This window comes from Gluconacetobacter entanii, from assembly GCF_013155425.1.
GTDB classification, from domain to species: Bacteria; Pseudomonadota; Alphaproteobacteria; order Acetobacterales; family Acetobacteraceae; genus Novacetimonas; species Novacetimonas entanii.
In genome coordinates this window covers 36,397-55,420 of sequence record NZ_JABJWD010000167.1, presented here as the reverse complement: position 1 = coordinate 55,420, position 19,024 = coordinate 36,397, and the positions used below count along the sequence as shown (strand labels likewise).

The window sequence follows — 19,024 nt, the reverse complement described above, 5'->3', positions numbered from 1 at the left end:
GGAGGGTAAGGGCGGATGTCGGTTTCACTGGCGTTCCTGACCGTCACGGTTTCCATCATCATGGCGGTGGTGCTGATCCAGCGGTGCAGGCTGCACCCGTTCATCGCCCTGTTCCTGACGTCGCTGTTCCTTGGCCTGTGCGCCGGGATGGCGCCTGCGCATGTCATCGCCGCCTTTGAAACCGGGGCGGGACAGGTGCTGGGCCAGATCGCGTCGGTCATCGCCCTTGGCGCGATGCTGGGAAAGATGCTGGAGGCATCCGGTGGCGCGGACCAGATCGCGCTGACGGTCGTGCGGCTGTCGGGGCGGCGGCATATGGGATGGGCCATGATGCTGATCGGGCTGCTGGTCGGGATTTCGGTCTTCTTTACGGTCGGTTTCGTCATTCTCGTGCCGCTGGCGATGTCGGTCGCGCGCCAGACGCGACTGCCGATGCTGCGTGTGGCGTTGCCCATGACGGCGGCGCTGTCGGTGGTGCAGGGACTGGTGCCGCCGCATCCGGGGGCGATGTTCGCGCAGGCGGCCTACCATGCCGATGTCGGGCGCCTGATCGTGCTGGGCATCGTGCTCAGCATTCCCATCGCCATCATTTCCGGCCCGCTTTATGCGGATTTCATCGTGCCGCGACTGGCCCCCAACCCGCACGACATGGCCCCGGCCGCGCCGCCGCCGGCCAGCCGACGCTCCATGCCGTCCTTTGGCATCACGCTGCTGACGATCCTTGCCCCCGTCGTGCTGATGCTGGCGGGGTCTGTCGCGCGACTGGCCTGCGCGCCGGGCAGCCTGCCGGGCACGGTCCTGCGCTTTGTGGGGGATCCAAACGTGGGGCTGGTGCTGTCGGTGCTGCTGTCCTTCTACACGCTTGGCGCGCGGCAGGGGATGTCACGACAGGACATGCTGCGGCTGAGCAGTGACAGCCTTGGCCCGCTGGCGTCACTGTTCCTGATGATCGGGGCAGGGGGCGGGTTCGGGCAGGAACTGATGGACAGCAACCTGTCCACCACCATCACCGGGGCCGCGATCGGCATGCATATTCCCGTGCTGCTGCTGGCGTGGCTGATTGCGGCGGCGCTGCGCCTTGCGGTGGGATCGGCCACGGTGGCGATGGGGACGACCGCAGGTGTCGTCGGCCCGATCGTGTTGCAGTCGCATGGCGTGTCGCCCGAACTGATGGTGCTGGCGACCGGGGCGGGGGCCGTGATGTTCGGGCCGCTGAACGATTCCGGTTTCTGGCAGGTCAAGGAAGCGCTGGGCCTGAGCGTGCTGCAGACGATCGCCACATGGTCGGTGATCGAAACGCTGATCGGGGTGAGCGGCCTGGTCCTGTGCGCCGCGCTGTCATGGGCGGGGCTGGGCTAGGCTGTCTTTGTCCGGGGCTTTTGGGGGGCGTCTTTTTTTAGGAAAGCGGTGTTTTTTGAAGCTTTTTGAAAAAAGCTTCACCAAAAACTTTTGATATTTATGGGGTTTTTTAGAAAGGAACCGGCAGGCACATCATGCCTGCCGGTTCGGGAAGGTTTTAGCGTCCGTACCGCACGAGGCCCAGGTCCTCGAACGGGATTTCCGGCATGCGTCCGGACATCAGATCCGCCAGCACACGCCCTGACCCGCAGGCCATGGTCCAGCCCAGCGTGCCATGACCGGTATTGAGGAACAGGTTGTCATAGCGCGTACGACCGATGATGGGCGTGCCATCGGGCGTCATGGGCCGCAGCCCGGTCCAGAAGGTGGCGTCCGACAGGTTGTTGCCGCCGGGGAACAGGTCCGTCAGCGAATGTTCCAGCGTCTCGCGCCGGGGCTTGCGCAGGCGGGTGCTGAACCCCGCCAGTTCGGCGGTCCCGCCCACGCGGGTGCGGTTGCCAAGACGGGTGATCCCGATCTTGAACGTCTCGTCCATCACGGTGGAGACCGGGGCGCGGTCCTCATTGGTGATCGGCGTGGTGATGGAATAGCCCTTGACCGGATAGATCGGCAGGTCCAGCCCCAGCGAACGTACCATCGCGGGGGAATAGCTGCCCAGCGACAGGACATAGGAATCCGCGCTCAGCAGCCCACGGCTGGTCTGTACGCCGGTGATCTTCCCGCCATCGGCGTGCAGGGCGCGGATCTTCGTATCATACAGGAACGTCACCCCGGCCTTCTGCGCCATGGCGGCAAGGTTCTGGGTGAATTTGAACGCATCCCCCGTCTGGTCCCCCGGCAGGCGCAGGCCACCGACGATCTTGTCACGCGCGCTGGCCAGGCCGGGTTCGGCGGCAATGCACCCTGCGGCGTCAAGTACCTCGTATTTCACGTTGTACTGTTCCAGCACACGGATATCACCCGCCGCGTCGTCCACCTGTTTTTGCGTGCGGAAGACCTGCAGCGTGCCCTGCTGGCGGTCGTCATAGGTGATGCCCGTGCTGGCGCGCAGGTCGTCAAGCACGTCGCGGCTGTATTCCGCCAGGCGCACCATGCGTCCCTTGTTGCGGTCATAGGCCGACGTCGTGCAGTTTTCGAGCATCTGCACCAGCCACGACCACAGGTGCGGGTCAGGCATGGGCCAGAACACGAACGGGCGGTATTTCATCAGCAGCCACTTGATGGATTTCAGCGGCACACCCGGTCCTGCCCACGGGGCGGAATAGCCGGGGGAGACCTGTCCCGCGTTGGCGAAGCTGGTTTCCAGACCGGCGGCGGGCTGGCGGTCCACGACCGTGACCTCATGCCCTGCCTGCGCCAGGTACCACGCCGATGTGACGCCGACGACACCGCTGCCCAGAACGATGATTTTCATTGCGCTTGTGCTTTCGTGCAAAAGGTAGGTGAAAGGAAGATATCAGCCACCGGCCACGTAGGTGCGGTGGTAACGGTGGCCAAGGGACGTCAGGATCTCGTAGCCGATCGTGCCCGCGGCGCGTGCCGCCGCATCGACGTCATGCTGCGGTCCGAGCAGGTCCACCGCCATGTCCGGCCCCAGCGCCCCTGCCGGGACATCCGTGATGTCGATGGTGATGGAATCCATGGAAATCCGGCCGAGGATCGGCAGCCGCGTCTCCCCGAACCATGCGGCCCCGTGGCTGGCCCCCTGCCGCAGGCAGCCATCGGCGTAGCCCGCCCCGATCGTCGCGATGCGGCGCGGGCCGGACGCGCGATAGGTCAGGCCATAGCCCACCCCGTCACCCGCCGCGATGTCGCGGACCTGCAGGATGCGTGCGCTGAGGCGGACAACAGGGCGCAGGGGATTGGGGCCATCCTCGTTCGGGGCGATGCCATACAGCGCCGCGCCGGGACGGACCATGTCGAAATGGTAATCGGGGCCGAGGAAGATGCCGGAGGACGCCGAAAGCGCCATCGGGGCGGCAGGCAGCAGGGCCGCCATGTCCAGCAGGCGTGCCCTCTGCTGCGCATTGGCGGGATCCCGCGGCGTATCCGCACAGGCGAGGTGACTGATGATCAGGTCCGGCGTGATGCCCGCCAGCAGGCCCGCGTCATCGGCGATGGCGCGCACATCGTCCATCGACAGTCCGAAGCGCGACATGCCGGTATCAAGCTGTATGACGGCAGGCAGCACCCTGTCCTGCCGCCGGGCCAGCGCGCGCCAGCCTGCGATCTGTTCGATGGAATTGAGGACGGGGGTCAGGCCATGTGCCGTGAATTCTTCTTCCGTGCCCGGCAGGGGGCCATGCAGTACGAATATCCGCGTGGCAGGGGTGACGTGCGGACGCAGGGCGATGCCTTCTTCCAGATGGGCGACATAGAAATGTTCCGCCCCTGCGCGCTGCAGCGCCGGCGCCACCTGCGCCAGGCCCAGCCCATAGGCATCGGCCTTGACCACGGCCGCGCAGGTCGTGCGCGGGGTGAGCCTGTCGCGCACAAGGCGGTAGTTGGCCGCGATCGCATCAAGGTCGATCCGCAGGGTCGCGCCAGCGCGGTGGCGGGGCCAGTGCGAGGAAACGGCGGAGGCAGGGGCAGGTGACACGGGCACGGATTCCGGCACAGGGGAAGTCATGGAAAATCCTATGCCGGATCAAAACGAAATGTCCTGCCATTTAATGGCAGGATCTGCTAAGATATTGTCCGGTTGCGCATCTAAATGCGAATAATGGCGGAATATGTTATCATGATCGTGGACCGGGTGAATGATGCCATCCTGCGCCATCTGTCCCATGACGGGCGGATGACGAACGCGGACCTTGCGCAGAAGGTCGGGCTGTCACCCTCGGCATGTCTGCGACGGGTCAAACTGTTGGAAAAGCAGGGGGTTATCTGCGGTTATCGCGCCATGATCGACGAACGTTCGGTGCATGGCATGACCACCGTGATCGTGCATATCACGCTGGAACGCCAGACCGACGAATGCCAGCGCCGGTTCGAGGCACGGGTCCGCGACTGTCCCGACGTGCGCGAATGTTACCTGATGACCGGGGATGCGGATTACCTGTTGCGGGTGGAGGTGCGTGACACCGCCGATTATGAACGCATCCACAAGGAGGAACTGTCCCGCATGCCCGGTGTCGCACGTATCCAGAGCAACTTTGCCATCCGCACCGTCCTGCGCAAGTCCTCATGACGCCATCAGGCCGGGCGCCATTCCTGCCGCCCGGCCTGTCTACGTCCTGCTGACCTGCGCAAGGCGGGTTTTCAGGACATGCGCAGGAGGTCTTCCTGTTCAGGTGTCGAAACCACGGCCACCTCGACCACGGAGGCGGTGGTGGCAGGCCGGGGAATGAACGGACGCACCAGGAACTGGTAGCCCCCAGCCCCGATCACCCCGCCACAGAGCGGCCCGACAATGGGAACCCACCAGAAACTGTCCGGTCCCGGCAGCGCGGAATATTTCCATCCCCCAAGGAAGCAGAACAGGCGCGGGCCAAAATCACGGGCGGGATTGATGGCCCATCCTTCCAGATAACCCGCGCACGCCCCGATGGAGGCGACGAGCAGGCCGATGATCAGTGCGCTCGAATTCGCCTGCGGGGCCTGGGTATTATATTCGCACGTCACGGCGAAGATGCCGAACAGCAGCAGCGCCGTCAGGATGATTTCATCCAGAAAGGCATGCATGGGTGTGACGAATTCCCCCGGATGGGTAAAGAAGACGCCCGCCGCACCGCCATCGGTGGCCCGGTCAAGGTGATGCGCAAGGTTGTAATGGTCGATCACGGGTTGATACAGCGTATAGACCAGCATTGCGCCAATCATGCCGCCCACGACCTGCGCCATGCAGTAGGGCAGTACCTTGCGCCATGAAAACCCGCGATACAGCGCCAGAGCAAGCGTGACGGCCGGGTTGGCGTGCGTGCCCGACACGCTGCCGGTGATATAGATGGCGATCGTCACGCCCAGTCCCCAGACGATGCACACCCCCCAGTAGGACAGCTTGTAGGGGCTGGGATCGTAAAGCGTGTACATCGCGGCAACGGAATCGCCGATCAGGACGATAATCATGACAGCGAGGCATTCGGAGATCAGTTCCCCGAGGAATTGTCGGTTTGTGAACATCGGACCTACTTTGTTCTTTTATTATTCGGTCAATGGGCGATGGTCGGTCAGGACCGTCGCCCGACGATCCTTGTGATCACGAATGTTCTTAAACGAACATCGTCGTCTCCAAAATGATTATTTTGAGGGGCAAAGGAAATGTGATGGAGAATGCTATAAAAATTTTTATAATATGAGAAACCTGACGGCGTAACATGTTCTTATAAAGTATTTTGTGCGGTGCACCATTGTAGTATCACGTTCGCAATGGTGCGCGATACCGCGCATTGTGGCCCCCGGAATCCATCCATGCCCGATTTCTGACAGAAAAGGTTCATATTGGATGGATTTTCAGCAGTTTCACGCTTGATGCAGATCAATGAAATAAGTGTGGAACTCGTATTGATAACCCCTCAATGTTCGTTTACGAACATGACAGGAGGAATTACGCACATGCTGTCCATGGATGAAACGTCCCAGTCATCGCCCCAGGTGCCCCGTGACAACGGCACGACTGTCGATCTGCTGATTGTAGGTGGGGGGATCAACGGAGCAGGCATCGCGCGCGATGCCGCGGGCCGGGGTGCCTCCGTCCTGCTGGTGGAGCAGGATGACTTTGCCAGTCATACCTCGTCCGCCAGTACGAAGCTGATTCACGGCGGCCTGCGCTATCTGGAATATTATGAATTCCGCCTGGTGCGCGAGGCCCTGATCGAACGTGAACGGCTTTTGCGCATTGCGCCGCACATCATCTGGCCGATGCGTTTCATCCTGCCCTATACGCCGCAGGCGCGTCCGGCGTGGATGCTGCGCGTGGGACTGTTCCTGTACGATCACCTCGCCGGTCGCCAGATGACCCTGCCGAAGTCGAAATCGATCAATTTCACGACCAACCCGGTGGGTGTCCCGCTCAACGGCGCATGCAGCAAGGGATTTTCCTATTCCGATGGCTGGGTGCAGGACAGCCGCCTTGTCGTGCTCAACGCCATGGACGCCGTGGCGCGCGGGGCGGATGTGCGCACGCGCACCCGCATGCTCAGTGCGAAGCGCGTCAACGGCATGTGGGAAGCGGTGATCGAGAACACCCGTGACGGCACGCGTGAAATCGTGCGTTCGCGCATCATGGTCAATGCCGGCGGCCCGTGGGTGAGCGAGATCCTGCGTGAACGCGCCTGCATCCAGACCGACAAGCAGGTGCGCCTGGTCAAGGGCAGCCACATCATCGTGCCGCGCATGTTCGAAGGCGACCAGGCCTATATCCTGCAGAACCCGGACAAGCGCATCGTGTTCGCCATCCCGTACGAGCAGAAATTCACCCTGATCGGCACCACCGACGTCCCCTGGACGCAGGCGCCGGGCAAGGTCGAGATCTCGCCCGAGGAAATCCGGTACCTGTGCGAAAGCGTCAGCCGCTATTTCAAAAAGCCGGTGACGCCCGACGACGTGGTCTGGAGCTATGCCGGCGTGCGGCCGCTTTATGATGATGCGTCGAAGAATGCGTCGGCCGTGACGCGCGATTACGTGCTTGATATCGACGCGGCCAACGGGCAGGCGCCGCTGCTGTCGATCTTTGGCGGCAAGATCACGACCTATCGTCGCCTTGCCGAACATGCGATCGAAAAACTGCAGCCTTTCCTGCCGGTGCTGTCCGCATCGGGATGGACGGCGGACCGGGTCCTGCCCGGCGGTGACCTTGGCGAAGGCGGGTTCGAGGGCGCGCTGGCGCGGTTTGCGCAGGCGACGCCGTTCCTCGACGCGAACCAGCACTGGCGGCTTGTGCGCAATTACGGGTCACGCGCGACGGAGATCGTGGGGGATGCGAAATCGGCGGCGGACATGGGCGAAAGCTTTGGCGGTGGCCTGACGGCGCGCGAAATCGATTACCTGATGACGCATGAACGTGCTGAAACGGTGGAGGACATCCTATGGCGGCGGTCGCGTATGGGCCTGCATGTGACGGATGAAGACGCGGCGCGCCTTGACATCTATGTTCAGAAGAAGCGGGCGGCGGTTTGACATCTTTCATCGCGGCGTGAACCTGCCGCACTTTGTGACATCTGGATCCCGATGGGACAGGAAACGACAATGAACAAGAAGAACAAGATTCTCGCCATTGACCAGGGCACGACATCGACACGCAGCATCGTGTTCAATCGTGAGATCGCGGCATTGGCCACGGCGCGGGTCGAATTCCAGCAGCATTACCCGAACCATGGCTGGGTAGAGCACGACGCCATCGAGATCTGGGGCAATGTCGTCTCTACCGCGCGTGAAGCGATGGAGCAGGTCGGCGGCGCGGAACAGATCGCGGCCATCGGGATCACCAACCAGCGTGAAACCATTGTCGTATGGGACCGCAGGACGGGCGAGCCAATCCATCGCGCGATCGTCTGGCAGGACCGGCGCACCACGGCGCAGTGCGCGCACATGCGCCTCGAAGGGCACGAGGCCCTGGTGCGTGAACGCACCGGCCTGCTGCTCGATCCCTATTTCTCGGCCACCAAGCTGGCATGGATCCTTGACAACGTCCCCGGTGCCCGCGCGCGCGCGGAGGCAGGGGAACTTGCCTGCGGCACCATCGACAGCTTCCTGCTGTGGCGCCTGACGGCGGGGAAGGTGCATGCGACGGACATCACCAATGCCTCGCGCACGCTGCTGTGCAATATCCATACCGGCGAATGGGATGACGACCTGCTGCGGCTGTTCCATATCCCGCGCGCGATCCTGCCGGTCATCAAGGGCAACAGCGAACCTTTTGGTGAAACCGATCCCGCCCTGTTCGGCCATCCGATCATGGTTGCGGGCATGGCGGGGGACCAGAACGCGGCGCTGGTGGGGCAGGCCTGTTTTGAACCGGGCATGGTCAAGGCGACCTATGGCACGGGCTGCTTTGCGCTGCTCAATACCGGCAATCGTCCGGTCATGTCGAACAACCGCATGCTGACGACCATCGGCTACCGCATTGGCGACAGGATTACCTATGCCCTCGAAGGGTCGATTTTCGTCGCGGGGGCCGCGATCCGCTGGCTGCGCGACGGGTTGAACCTGATTACCCATGCGTCGCAGACCGATGACATGGCGACACGTGTCCCGCACAGCCACGGCGTCTATATGGTGCCGGGGTTCGTGGGGCTGGGCGCGCCGCACTGGGATCCCGATGCGCGCGGCCTGATCTGCGGGCTGACGCTGGATGCCACGGCGGCGCACATCGCGCGCGCGGCGCTGGAATCCGTGGCGTACCAGACGCTCGACCTTGTGAGCGCGATGTTCGAGGATGGCGGCGGGAAGCTCAGCGCGCTACGTGTTGATGGCGGGATGTCGGTCAATGACTGGTTCTGCCAGTTCCTCGCCGATATGCTCCAGACCCCGGTGCAGCGCCCGCGGCAGGTGGAAACGACGGCGCTGGGCGCGGCATTCCTGGCGGGGCTTGCGGTCGGGGTATGGGACAGCATCCCCGAACTGGCTGGAACCTGGACACAGGGCCGTCTGTTCCAGCCCCAGATGCCGGCGGAACAGCGTGAGGAGCTGGTCCGTGGGTGGCACCAGGCCGTCAAGCGTACCCTGACCAGCACCGTCGCGTCGTAAGCGATTACAAGAAAATCATACAGGAAGGACTGTTTTAATGACCGTCACGCCGAACCCCTATCAGGTTACTGACCGAAATCTCGCCCTTGAACTGGTGCGCGTGACGGAGGCGGCGGCGGTCGCCGCGTCCGCGTGGACCGGGCGCGGAAAGAAGAACGAGGCCGATGGCGCGGCGGTCGAAGCGATGCGCCGCGCCTTTGACACGGTGGCCATCAACGGCACCGTCGTCATTGGCGAGGGCGAGATGGACGAGGCCCCGATGCTGTTCATCGGCGAACATGTCGGCGCCGGCGGCCCGGCGATGGACATCGCCGTGGACCCGCTGGAGGGGACGAACCTGTGCGCCAAGAACCTGCCCAACGCCCTGACGGTGGTGGCGCTGGCGGAGGAAGGGCACTTCCTCCATGCGCCCGACATTTACATGGACAAGATCGTGGTGGGGCCGAACCTGCCGGAAAACGTGGTGGATCTTGATGCCAGCGTGGAAGCCAACCTGAAGGCGCTGGCCGCGGCAAAGGGCAAGGACATCCGCGACCTGATGCTGTGCACGCTGGACCGTCCCCGGCACGAGGAGATCATCGGGCGGGCGCGTTCGATGGGCGCGCGCGTGACGCTGCTCAGCGATGGGGACGTCGCCGCCGCCATCGCCGCGTGCCTGGAGAATAACGAGGTCGATATCTACCTCGGCTCAGGCGGTGCGCCCGAAGGCGTGCTGGCTGCCGCCGCCGTGCGCTGCGTGCACGGGCAGATGCAGGGACGCCTCCTGTTCGAGGACGAAACCCAGCTTGAGCGTGCAAAGAAGATGAACCCCGGCGCCGACCCGTCGCGCAAGCTTGACCTGACGGATATCGCCAGCGGCGATGTGCTGTTTTCCGCAACCGGTGTCACGGGCGGCACGTTGCTGCGCGGGATCACGCAGAACAATGGATGGACCATCACCCATTCGCTGGTCATGCGTTCCAAGTCCGGCACGCTGCGTTTCGTCGAGGGGCATCACGACTTTACCACCAAGACCTGGCGATAAAATAACAAGAACAACGAAAGGCTGGTTTGACCATGGCTCATTCCGCACGTCCGTCCCTTCCCCCGGGGGTTGTCACGGGGGAAAACTACCGCAGGCTGGTCGCGACCTGCTGCAGCGAGGGATATGCCCTGCCTGCGGTCAACGTCGTGGGCACAGACAGCATCAACGCCGTGCTGGAGGCCGCCGCCCGGAACCGTTCCGACGTCATCATCCAGATGTCGAACGGCGGTGCGCGTTTTTACGCGGGCGAGGGGATGAAGGACCAGCATCGTGCCCGTGTCCTTGGTGCGGTGGCGGCGGCGCGGCATGTCCATACGCTGGCGGCGGCCTATGGCGTGTGTGTCATCCTGCATACCGATCATGCCGACCGTAAGCTCCTGCCCTGGGTTTCGGACCTGATCGACGAAAGTGCGGTCGCGGTCCGTGAAACGGGACAGCCGCTGTTTTCATCGCACATGATCGACCTGTCGGCCGAACCCCTGGATGACAACATTGCCGAATGTGCGCGCTTTTTGCGCCGCATGGCCCCGCTGGGCATCGGGCTGGAAATCGAACTCGGCGTCACGGGGGGCGAGGAAGATGGCATCGGCCACGACCTCGATGACGGGGCGGATAATGCCCATCTCTATACCCAGCCTGCCGATGTGCTGCGTGCCTATAACGAACTTTCACCACTTGGCTTCGTCACGATTGCCGCATCCTTTGGCAATGTGCATGGCGTGTACGCACCGGGCAACGTGAAGCTGCGGCCTGAAATCCTGCTACATTCACAGCAGGCCGTGGCAGAGGCGACAGGGCAGGGGGAACGTCCGCTGGCGCTGGTCTTCCATGGCGGTTCCGGTTCCGAAAAGCACCAGATCGCCGAGGCCGTGTCCTATGGCGTGTTCAAGATGAATATCGATACCGACATCCAGTTCGCCTTTGCCGAAGGTGTGGGGGGATATGTGCTTGAAAATCCGGAGGCTTTCCGCCACCAGATTTCACCCACGACGGGCAGGCCGCTGAAGAAGCTTTATGACCCGCGCAAATGGCTGCGCGTGGGTGAATGCAGCATCGTCTCCCGCCTGGAACAGACCTTCGCCGACCTCGGCGCGACCGGCAAGACGGTTGCGTCCCCGTGATCGGATGACGTGGTTTCAGGGCGGGGCTGTCGGGAGATCATTTCCGACAGCCCCGCCTGTGGTTTTGCATGTTCCTGAATTGCTGTAGATTACGGATCACACTTTCCCACGGGTTCGGGGCGGTGAAGAATGGCAGGGGCGGGATCCAGGATTTATGGCCAGCATATCGGCGGAAGAACGGCATCGCGAGATCATGGAGCTCGTGCGCCTTCAGGGATATGTCTCCAACGAGGATCTGGCCCAGCGTCTGAATGTGGCGGTCCAGACCATCCGCCGTGACGTCAATGCCCTTGCACGGCAGGGACTGGTGGCACGGCACCATGGTGGCGCGGGGCTAGCCTCCTCGGTTGAAAATATTGCCTATGCCGAACGTCAGGTCCTGAACCGTAACGCCAAGGAGGCGATCGGGCTGATCGCGGCGCGCGCCATTCCCGACAATTCCTCCCTTTTCATAAGTATCGGCACCACGACAGAGGCGTTCGCGCAGGCATTGCGCCAGCACAAGGCCCTGCGGGTCATCACCAATAACCTGCATGTCGCCTCCACCCTGTCTTCGCGCACGGATTTTCAGGTCATTGTCACCGGTGGGCAGGTGCGGTTTTCCGATGGTGGTATTACCGGTTCCACCGCCAGTACGTCCATCGATCAGTACAGGACCGATTTCGCCGTCATCGGCATCAGCGGGATTGAGGAAGACGGCACCCTGCTGGATTTCGACGCGGATGAGATTAATATCGCCCAGGCGATGATGCGCAATGCGCGCAAGGTCTTCCTGCTGGCCGATCAGGACAAATTCGGGCGTCGTCCGATGGGGCGTCTGGGGCACCTGTCGAACATCCATGGCTTTTTCACGGACCGCCCGCCGCCTGCGCGCATCAGACAGATCCTGAAGGATAACGGGGTGCAGGTGCATGTCGCGCAGGATGCCGGCGTGAAAACGACGCGACGTTCCTGAAATACGGGTTCGGAGCGGTCAGTCGAGACAATACAGACGTTTGTGGGAGCCGCCTTTTGATCTGGAAAGGCGGCGGTCTTTGAAGCTTTACCAAAAACCTTTGAGGGCTGGCTGGATTTTATGCCGGGAAGGCGGTTTTTCATGTCGCAACGCCATGTTATTATCGCACCTTGATATGATATTCGCATACAGGTCTGTCGCCCACCTTCTCCATCCGGGGCCGGTCAATGCTCCGCCATGTTGCGAATTCGGCCCAGCATGCGCTGCCTGATCAGGCCGCTGACGGGACGGATGGCGTACCAGTAGGGGGCGAAACGGCGGCGCAGGGCGGTGGTCGGGCAATCCACGCGCGTCTGTGTCACGACCATTGCGTGGGAACCGGATGCATCCGTGAGGATGCGAAACCCCATGGCAAGCCGGCACAGGTCGGTGCGTTTGCCGGAGAGGAAGGCCTGCGGCGACGCAATCGGCACAAGGCCGTAATCGGGCTTCCAGAACGCGCCCATCAGGCCAAAGACAATCTCGGTGGTGCCCTCCTGTCCCACAACGCTGAAATCATCAAGGTCGAGCATCCGCCCCGCCCTGTGACCCAGCAGGCGTGCGGGCAGTTCGCGCATCGCGATTGCCATGCGGACCAGCGGGTCATGCCCGGCGCGATAGGCGCGGATGCCCGCCATGATGCGCGCAGGTGACGTACGCATGGGCAGGCGATGTGTTTCCACGAACTGGTAGCGCGGCAGGACGGTGTCGAGCAGTCCCGTATGTGACGTGATCATGTCTGCAATGTTCCATATGATGCCATGTCAGGTCATGGTGCCGGTTGGCATGCAACCTTGTCCCGTACGGCTGCATGTAAAGATATCGTGCATATTGCCTGATGGGCGTTGGCATGGGGGAAGCGTCGCCAATATCCGGCCCCGTGGGCCGCAAGGACGCGCCGTTTTTTGATTTTGGTCACAGGTAATGGGATATAGGTTGACGGGGTCTCAGGGCACGGCATTGTCCCCGGCGTGCTTTTGACTAAAGTACGAAGGCTCATGCCTGATGGACTGGGGGCGGAAAAGACGGTGGTCGCCATACTGGCGTCCGACCGATCGTGCGAACGGGTTGGAGCAGAGTGAGATGGCGCAGAAGTTTCGGATCGTGATTGTTGGTGGCGGGGTCGCCGGGCTTGCATTGGCCACCCGTCTTGGCAAGTCGGTCGGGAAATCCGGGCGCGCGGAAATCACCCTTGTCGATAAAAGCTTCGCCCATGTGTGGAAGCCGATGCTGCACTGCTTCGCCGCGGGTACGGCCGCGAACGAGAATGACCGCATCAGTTTCATGTCGCAGGCCAGTCGCAATCATTTCGAATTCTGGCCCGGCGAGATTTCCGGCATGGACCGCAAGGCGAAGACCATCACCCTTGCCCCCGTGGTCGAACCCACCGGCGAGGTCATCCTGGATGAACGCACGCTGGAATATGATGCGCTGATCCTGTCGATCGGCAGTCGCGCCAACGATTTCGGCACCCCCGGCGTGGCCGAACACTGCATGTTCATCGACAACCTGGTCGATGCCAATGGTTTCAATGACCGCTTCCGCACGGAACTGCTCAAGGCGTTTGCCTATCACCGCGAACTCGACATCGCCATCGTCGGCGGTGGTGCGACCGGGACGCAACTGGCCGCCGAACTGCACAAGGCGCTGGGCCTTGCGGCCTTGTACAGCTTCGGGCAGAAGCCGCCGGAACTGAAGATCACGCTGCTCGAAGCCGGTCCCCGCATCCTGCCGGCCTTCCCCGAAGCAGTGTCCGAGGCCGCGATGAAGCAGCTTCAGGCCATCGGGGTGACCGTCAGGACCTCCGCCATGGTCAGCGGCGCGGATGAAAATGGCTTCATGCTCAAGGATGGCAGCCGTATCCCCGCAACATTGCGCGTCTGGGCCGCGGGGGTGAAGGCGCCAGACGTGACGCGGAAATTCGGGGACATCAAGCTGTCACGTTCGGGCCAGATGGAGGTGCGGCCCACGCTGCAACTGCTGGAGGACGATAATGTCTTCGCCATGGGGGACTGCGCCTTCATCGCGGAAAAGCCGGTGGCCCCCACCGCGCAGGCGGCGCGCCAGCAGGCGCACCATCTGGCGCGCCACCTGCCTGCATGGATCGGCGGCCGTCCGCTGCCGCCCTTCGTATTCAACAACAAGGGCGCGGTTGTCGCCCTGGGTGATTACAATGGATGGGGCACGTTCCCCGGTGGTACGGTCTTTGGTGGGGGATGGCTGCATGGACTGTCCGCGCGGCTGGTGCACCTGATGCTGTATCGCCAGCACCAGTTCGAACTTTATGGACCGTTCCGTGGCATGGTGTCGTGCCTTGTGGACTGGCTCGACGTGTTTGTCCGGCCTGCGGTACGGCTTGACTGAACATGTGGCGGTGCATTCGCTGGCGTGACCCTGTTGCGCATGCGGACTTTGGGGTATGAAACGGCCCATGTCTTCCTTTCCCCCGCTCCCGCGACATTCCCTTGTGGAACAGGCCATTGCCGTCATGCGTGACCGCGTGACGCAGGGGGAATGGGCGCTGGGGGAGCGTATCCCCAAGGAAACGGAACTGGCGCAACTGCTGCAGGTCGGGCGCAATACCGTGCGCGAGGCCGTGCGTGTCCTGTCGCATGCCGGCATGCTGGAGGTGCGGCAGGGGGACGGGACCTATGTCCGTTCGCGCACCGACCCCGCCGATGTCATCCATCGCATCAGTCGCTCCGGCCTGCGGGATCATTTCGAACTGCGTGTCGTGCTGGAGGCGGAGGCCGCCCGCCTTGCCGCCCTGCGCCGGACGGAACGTGACCTGAAGCATCTGGAAAAGCTGTTGCAGGCGCGTGGGGAAAAGACCCCCGGCATGGATATGGAGGCCTTCGTCGCGCGCGATACGGCCTTCCACCTTGCCATCGCGCAGGCATCGCACAATACGGCGTTGAGTGAACTCTACCGCTATTTCGTATCGGAAGTGCGACGTGGCACCCATACGGCAGTGGCGGAACCGACCCTGCCGGAACCGGACCTTGCGGCGCACCGGCGCATTCTCGATGCGATCCGCAGGCAGGACGCACCCGGTGCGGAACAGGCCGCGCGCGCGGCCGTGGAGGGATTGATTACCGCTATGTCGTGATGTTGCGGTAATTTCTTGAAGTCTTTTCGTGTGTTTTTTTTCAAGAGAGGTAGTGTCTTTCGAAGCTTTTTGCAAAAAGATTCACCAAAAACTTTTGTTTTTCAGTCCCTTGGTTATGGGCGGGGGGCTGATGCCAGCATGTCGCGCACACGTGCGACAACCCCGTCCCATGCGCCGGGCCGGGGCTGCCGCACGATGCGCAGGTCGGGATACCACTGGCTGTCGCCTCGCCCGGACTGCCACCGCCAGCAATTGTCATACCGGTCCATCATGATGACGGGCCTGCCCAGCGCCCCCGCAAGATGCACGATCGAGGTATCGACCGACACGACGATGTCGAGGTTCATGATGATCGCGGCGGTATCATCCATGTCGTGCACGTCATCCATGGGGTCGTATAACTGCATGCCATCAGGGATGTCGGTCATCTGCCGGGCATGCTGCCCGCGTTGCAGGTTGACGAGGTGCAGGCCCGGTATCGTCGCAAGCGGGGCGAGTTGCGCAAGGTTCATCGAACGCTTGCGGTCGATGGCCTGCGCCTGCGCAACACCCGGGCGGCTTGCGCCCCCCCAGACCACGCCCACCCGCAGTCCGGGGCGGGACGGCATATAGTCCTCCCACGCCAGTACCTTGTGCGGGTCGGCATGCAGGTAGGGAACGGGCGCGCCGATGATGTCGGACGTCTGCCCCAGTACGCGTGGCAGGCTGCCGAAGGGACAGTGCCAGTCATGTGCGGGAACCGGGCGCAGCGGGTCGATCACCCGTTCCACCCCGTAAATGCGCGCGGCAAGCGGCAGGATCTCGCGCGGGACCTGAAGCGTCACGCGTGCGCCGCGCCGGACCAGCGCCGGGACAAAGCGCAGATACATCAGCATGTCGCCCAGTCCCGCCTCCGACAGGATCAGGATGCGCTGCCCGCTCAGGTCGCTGTCCTGCTTCAGGGTCGGCAGCAGGCGTTCGGCCGGGTATTTCAGGCGTCCGGGTATGCGCAGGCGCCATTCATATTCCGGCCACCCCTGCGCATGCCGCCCCGCCTTCAGCAGGGTCATGGCGTGGTTGAGGTGGATATGCGGGTCGTCGGGACGCAGTTCGAGCGCCTGCGCATGGTGATGCAGGGCCTCGTCCACCCGGTTATCGACCGTCAGGATGTGCGCAAGGTTCGCATGCGTCATCGCACTTTGCGGATGGTATGTCAGCAGATGGCGCAACAGGGCCTGCGCCTTCTGCGCGTCGCCGGTTTCGTTCTGCGTAACGGCCAGCAGGTTCCCCGTCCTCAGGGCCGAAGGGTGACGCCTGCATCCTTCGATCAGGACTTCGATGGCTTCATCCGTGCGCCCCTGCAGCAGCAGGAATTCCCCCAACTGGTCATACAGGCGGATATCATTGGGGGTCTGGCGCAGGGTGGCCTGCAGGGTGGCCTCGATCTCCTCAAGCCGCGAATGACGCAGCAGCAGCGTCATCATGTCCTGCGCGGGGTGCCGGGCCGTGGGGTTGTCATGCGCAAGCCGGCACAGCATCCGTGCGGCACGGGTGCTGCGGCCGCTGCCGGCAAGGGCATGGGCAAGGATCACATCGGCCCGCCTGTCATCGCACAGGGGTTCGACAAGGGCGCGGGCCTGCGCGAACTGTCCGCTTTCCAGACAGCGCATGGCCCCGCGCAACCGTTCGGTGCGGGTGGCTTCGTCCGTGCCCGCAGGTTCAGTGCCAGACATGATCCGTACCGTCCGCCTTGTTGTTGTCCGGGATCCGGGTCAGGCCGCTGCGCCGGTGGGCGTATTGGCGGGGGGAAGCAGTTTCCCGGGGTTGAGGATGTTCTGCGGGTCGAGGGCATGCTTGATCGCGCGCATGACCTGCAGGGCGTTTTCGCCATGTTCGGCGGCCATGAATTCCAGCTTGCCGGTGCCGATCCCGTGCTCCCCGCTGCACGATCCGCCCAGCGCGAGCGCCCGGCGCACGATCTTGCGGTCGAGTTCCATGGCGCGTTCGTACCCGCCGGGTTCGGGGGGCACCATGATGATGGTATGGAAATTACCATCCCCCACATGCCCGACAATGGGGGCCGCAAGGCCCGAGGCCTCGATATCCGCCTTGGCGCCTGTAATCAGTTCCGTCAGGGCGGAAATGGGCACGATGGCGTCGGTCGCGATGCCGTTATGGCCGGGATAGGCCGCAAGCGCCGCCCAGTAGGCGCTGTGCCGTGCCTTCCACAGGCGGGTGCGTTCCTCCTGGCTTGTGCTCCAGACGAAGCCGAGGCCGTTATTGTCGGCGGCAATGGCCTCCACCATCTCGACCTGTTCGCGCACAGCCTCCGGTGATCCCTGGAATTCGAAGAACAGGGTGGTGATGGGGCGGTAGTCTTCCAGTTTGGAATAGGTGATGCAGGCCTGCATCTGCGCATCGTCGAGCAGTTCGATACGCCCGATCGGCACGCCCACCTGGATGGTGGACACGGCGGTGCGCACCGCATCGCCAAGGTTTTCGAACTGGCACGTCGCGGCGGCAATGGTTTCGGGGATGCCATGCAGGCGCAACTGCACCTCGGTAATGATGCCCAGCGTCCCTTCGGACCCGATGAACAGGCCCGTCAGGTCATAGCCGGTGGAGGATTTGCGCACCCGCCCGCCCGTATCGACAATACGCCCGTCGGCCATGACGACGCGCAGCCCCAGCACGTTTTCGCGCATGGTGCCGTAACGGACCGCCGCGGTGCCCGATGCGCGCGTGGCGCACATGCCGCCAAACGTGGCCTCCCCACCCGGATCGACGGGGAAGAACAGGCCCATGTCACGCAGGTGCGCATTGAGCGACTGCCGCGTCACGCCTGCTTCCACCCGGCAGTCGAGGTCATTTTCATTGACGGCGAGGACACGGGTCATGCGCGACAGGTCGAGGCTGATGGCGTCGTTGCCGGGGGTGACGTGTCCCTCCACCGAGGTGCCGCCGCCGAACGCCACCACGGCGACCTGATGTTCATGGCAGGTGCGCAGCGCCAGCGCCACGTCCGCCGTGCTTTCGGCAAAGACCACAAGCGCTGGCAGGCTGGCATGTTTCCAGCCTTCGCCATGGCTGTGCTGTTCACGGATCGATTCGTTGGTCGTCACCCGCTCGCCCAGATGCTGGTGCAGGATGCGGGCGACGTCCGCAATGGCGGGGGGGAGGGAAGAGAACATGAACGACGGTCCCATCAGGCAGTAATCCTTCGTTCCGGGTTATCCGTACATCCGTCCCGCCGCAAGGTCAGCGTGGGGGCGTTGTCTCGCGTGCGGTCCCGTCCACGGTCATGCCGAAATGATCTTCAAGCAGGGCGATGTTGCGCAGGTTCGCCTTGTAGACGGTATCGACCAGGTCGCCGAGGACCGGGACGAAGTCGGCCAGGAGTTCGACCGCAACATTCCCGATCATCCTGACGAGGAGCCTGCCCGGCACGTTCATCCGGTGGGCTTCCCATATGATGTAGAGCGAGGGGAGCGCCATGACCAGCGTGCCTGCCACCGGCAGCAGCCCGATCAGGGTATCCAGCCCCCAGCGGAAATGTGTGCCGGGCACGACAAAGGCCGCATCCAGCAGCGTCGCCAGCCGGCGTAGCCGCATGATGCGACGCCTGATGTCCATGCCATCCAGCGAGGGGCGGTCCGTGAACGAAGATGAAGCAGTGTGTGCCATACCCGGTCATATGGTGCGGGGAAGATGACGGCACAATACCGTGAGGCATGATCGTCAGCAGATGTCTG

16 protein-coding genes are annotated in these 19,024 nt (G+C 63.1%); 9 read left to right on the top strand and 7 right to left on the bottom strand.

Annotated features, from left to right (window positions below; all coding sequences use genetic code 11):
• Positions 1–15 precede the first annotated feature (15 nt).
• Positions 16–1,359 carry a GntT/GntP/DsdX family permease gene (locus HNH97_RS17525; protein WP_171791733.1) on the top strand — a complete coding sequence of 448 codons (1,344 nt, stop codon included), beginning with the start codon at positions 16–18 and terminating at the stop codon, positions 1,357–1,359.
• 157 nt (positions 1,360–1,516) lie between these two features.
• On the opposite strand, the gene HNH97_RS17520 is transcribed toward HNH97_RS17525, so the two are convergent.
• Positions 1,517–2,773, bottom strand: a complete 1,257-nt coding sequence (locus HNH97_RS17520; protein ID WP_171791732.1) for a D-amino acid dehydrogenase — start codon at positions 2,771–2,773, stop codon at positions 1,517–1,519.
• A gap of 42 nt (positions 2,774–2,815) precedes the next feature.
• The gene (gene alr / locus HNH97_RS17515; protein ID WP_171791731.1) at positions 2,816–3,988 is read right to left on the bottom strand and encodes an alanine racemase; all 1,173 of its coding nucleotides are present in this window, start codon (positions 3,986–3,988) and stop codon (positions 2,816–2,818) included.
• Between the two features lie 111 nt (positions 3,989–4,099).
• Between alr and HNH97_RS17510 the strand changes: the two genes are divergently transcribed.
• Complete coding sequence (locus tag HNH97_RS17510; RefSeq protein WP_110913442.1) at positions 4,100–4,549, top strand: Lrp/AsnC family transcriptional regulator; 450 nt, start codon at positions 4,100–4,102, stop codon at positions 4,547–4,549.
• Positions 4,550–4,620: 71 nt separating this feature from the next.
• Here HNH97_RS17510 and HNH97_RS17505 read toward each other — a convergent pair whose 3' ends face one another.
• Complete coding sequence (locus HNH97_RS17505) at positions 4,621–5,481, bottom strand: MIP/aquaporin family protein (RefSeq protein ID WP_171791730.1); 861 nt, start codon at positions 5,479–5,481, stop codon at positions 4,621–4,623.
• Between the two features lie 432 nt (positions 5,482–5,913).
• Here HNH97_RS17505 and glpD point away from each other — a divergent pair, with 432 nt between their 5' ends.
• The 5 genes from glpD to HNH97_RS17480 all read left to right on the top strand — a co-directional run bounded on the left by glpD (position 5,914) and on the right by HNH97_RS17480 (position 12,145).
• Positions 5,914–7,476, top strand: coding sequence for a glycerol-3-phosphate dehydrogenase (gene glpD / locus HNH97_RS17500; protein WP_110913432.1), 1,563 nt, complete (start codon positions 5,914–5,916; stop codon positions 7,474–7,476).
• A gap of 69 nt (positions 7,477–7,545) precedes the next feature.
• Entirely contained in the window at positions 7,546–9,045 is a 1,500-nt protein-coding gene (glpK, locus tag HNH97_RS17495) for a glycerol kinase GlpK (protein ID WP_110914401.1), read from the top strand.
• 37 nt (positions 9,046–9,082) lie between these two features.
• Positions 9,083–10,069 (top strand): class II fructose-bisphosphatase, encoded by a 987-nt coding sequence (glpX, locus tag HNH97_RS17490; protein ID WP_171791729.1) that lies wholly within the window; start codon positions 9,083–9,085, stop codon positions 10,067–10,069.
• Between the two features lie 32 nt (positions 10,070–10,101).
• Positions 10,102–11,190, top strand: coding sequence for a class II fructose-bisphosphate aldolase (fbaA, locus tag HNH97_RS17485; protein ID WP_171791728.1), 1,089 nt, complete (start codon positions 10,102–10,104; stop codon positions 11,188–11,190).
• Positions 11,191–11,344: 154 nt separating this feature from the next.
• Positions 11,345–12,145 (top strand): DeoR/GlpR family DNA-binding transcription regulator, encoded by an 801-nt coding sequence (locus tag HNH97_RS17480; protein WP_171791727.1) that lies wholly within the window; start codon positions 11,345–11,347, stop codon positions 12,143–12,145.
• Between the two features lie 224 nt (positions 12,146–12,369).
• Here HNH97_RS17480 and HNH97_RS17475 read toward each other — a convergent pair whose 3' ends face one another.
• Positions 12,370–12,921, bottom strand: coding sequence for a hypothetical protein (locus HNH97_RS17475; protein WP_171791726.1), 552 nt, complete (start codon positions 12,919–12,921; stop codon positions 12,370–12,372).
• A gap of 346 nt (positions 12,922–13,267) precedes the next feature.
• Here HNH97_RS17475 and HNH97_RS17470 point away from each other — a divergent pair, with 346 nt between their 5' ends.
• Positions 13,268–14,548: an NAD(P)/FAD-dependent oxidoreductase gene (locus HNH97_RS17470; RefSeq protein ID WP_110914404.1), complete on the top strand. Its 1,281-nt coding sequence runs from the start codon at positions 13,268–13,270 to the stop codon at positions 14,546–14,548.
• A 67-nt stretch (positions 14,549–14,615) separates the two neighbouring features.
• On the top strand, positions 14,616–15,293 hold the full coding sequence (locus HNH97_RS17465) for a FadR/GntR family transcriptional regulator (RefSeq protein ID WP_227744477.1): 678 nt from the start codon (positions 14,616–14,618) through the stop codon (positions 15,291–15,293).
• 113 nt (positions 15,294–15,406) lie between these two features.
• On the opposite strand, the gene HNH97_RS17460 is transcribed toward HNH97_RS17465, so the two are convergent.
• The 3 genes from HNH97_RS17460 to HNH97_RS17450 all read right to left on the bottom strand — a co-directional run bounded on the left by HNH97_RS17460 (position 15,407) and on the right by HNH97_RS17450 (position 18,905).
• Complete coding sequence (locus tag HNH97_RS17460) at positions 15,407–17,005, bottom strand: glycosyltransferase family 9 protein (RefSeq protein ID WP_244949528.1); 1,599 nt, start codon at positions 17,003–17,005, stop codon at positions 15,407–15,409.
• 39 nt (positions 17,006–17,044) lie between these two features.
• Positions 17,045–18,463, bottom strand: coding sequence for an FAD-binding oxidoreductase (locus HNH97_RS17455; protein ID WP_244949527.1), 1,419 nt, complete (start codon positions 18,461–18,463; stop codon positions 17,045–17,047).
• A 67-nt stretch (positions 18,464–18,530) separates the two neighbouring features.
• On the bottom strand, positions 18,531–18,905 hold the full coding sequence (locus HNH97_RS17450) for a DUF4112 domain-containing protein (protein ID WP_244949526.1): 375 nt from the start codon (positions 18,903–18,905) through the stop codon (positions 18,531–18,533).
• Positions 18,906–19,024 lie beyond the last annotated feature (119 nt).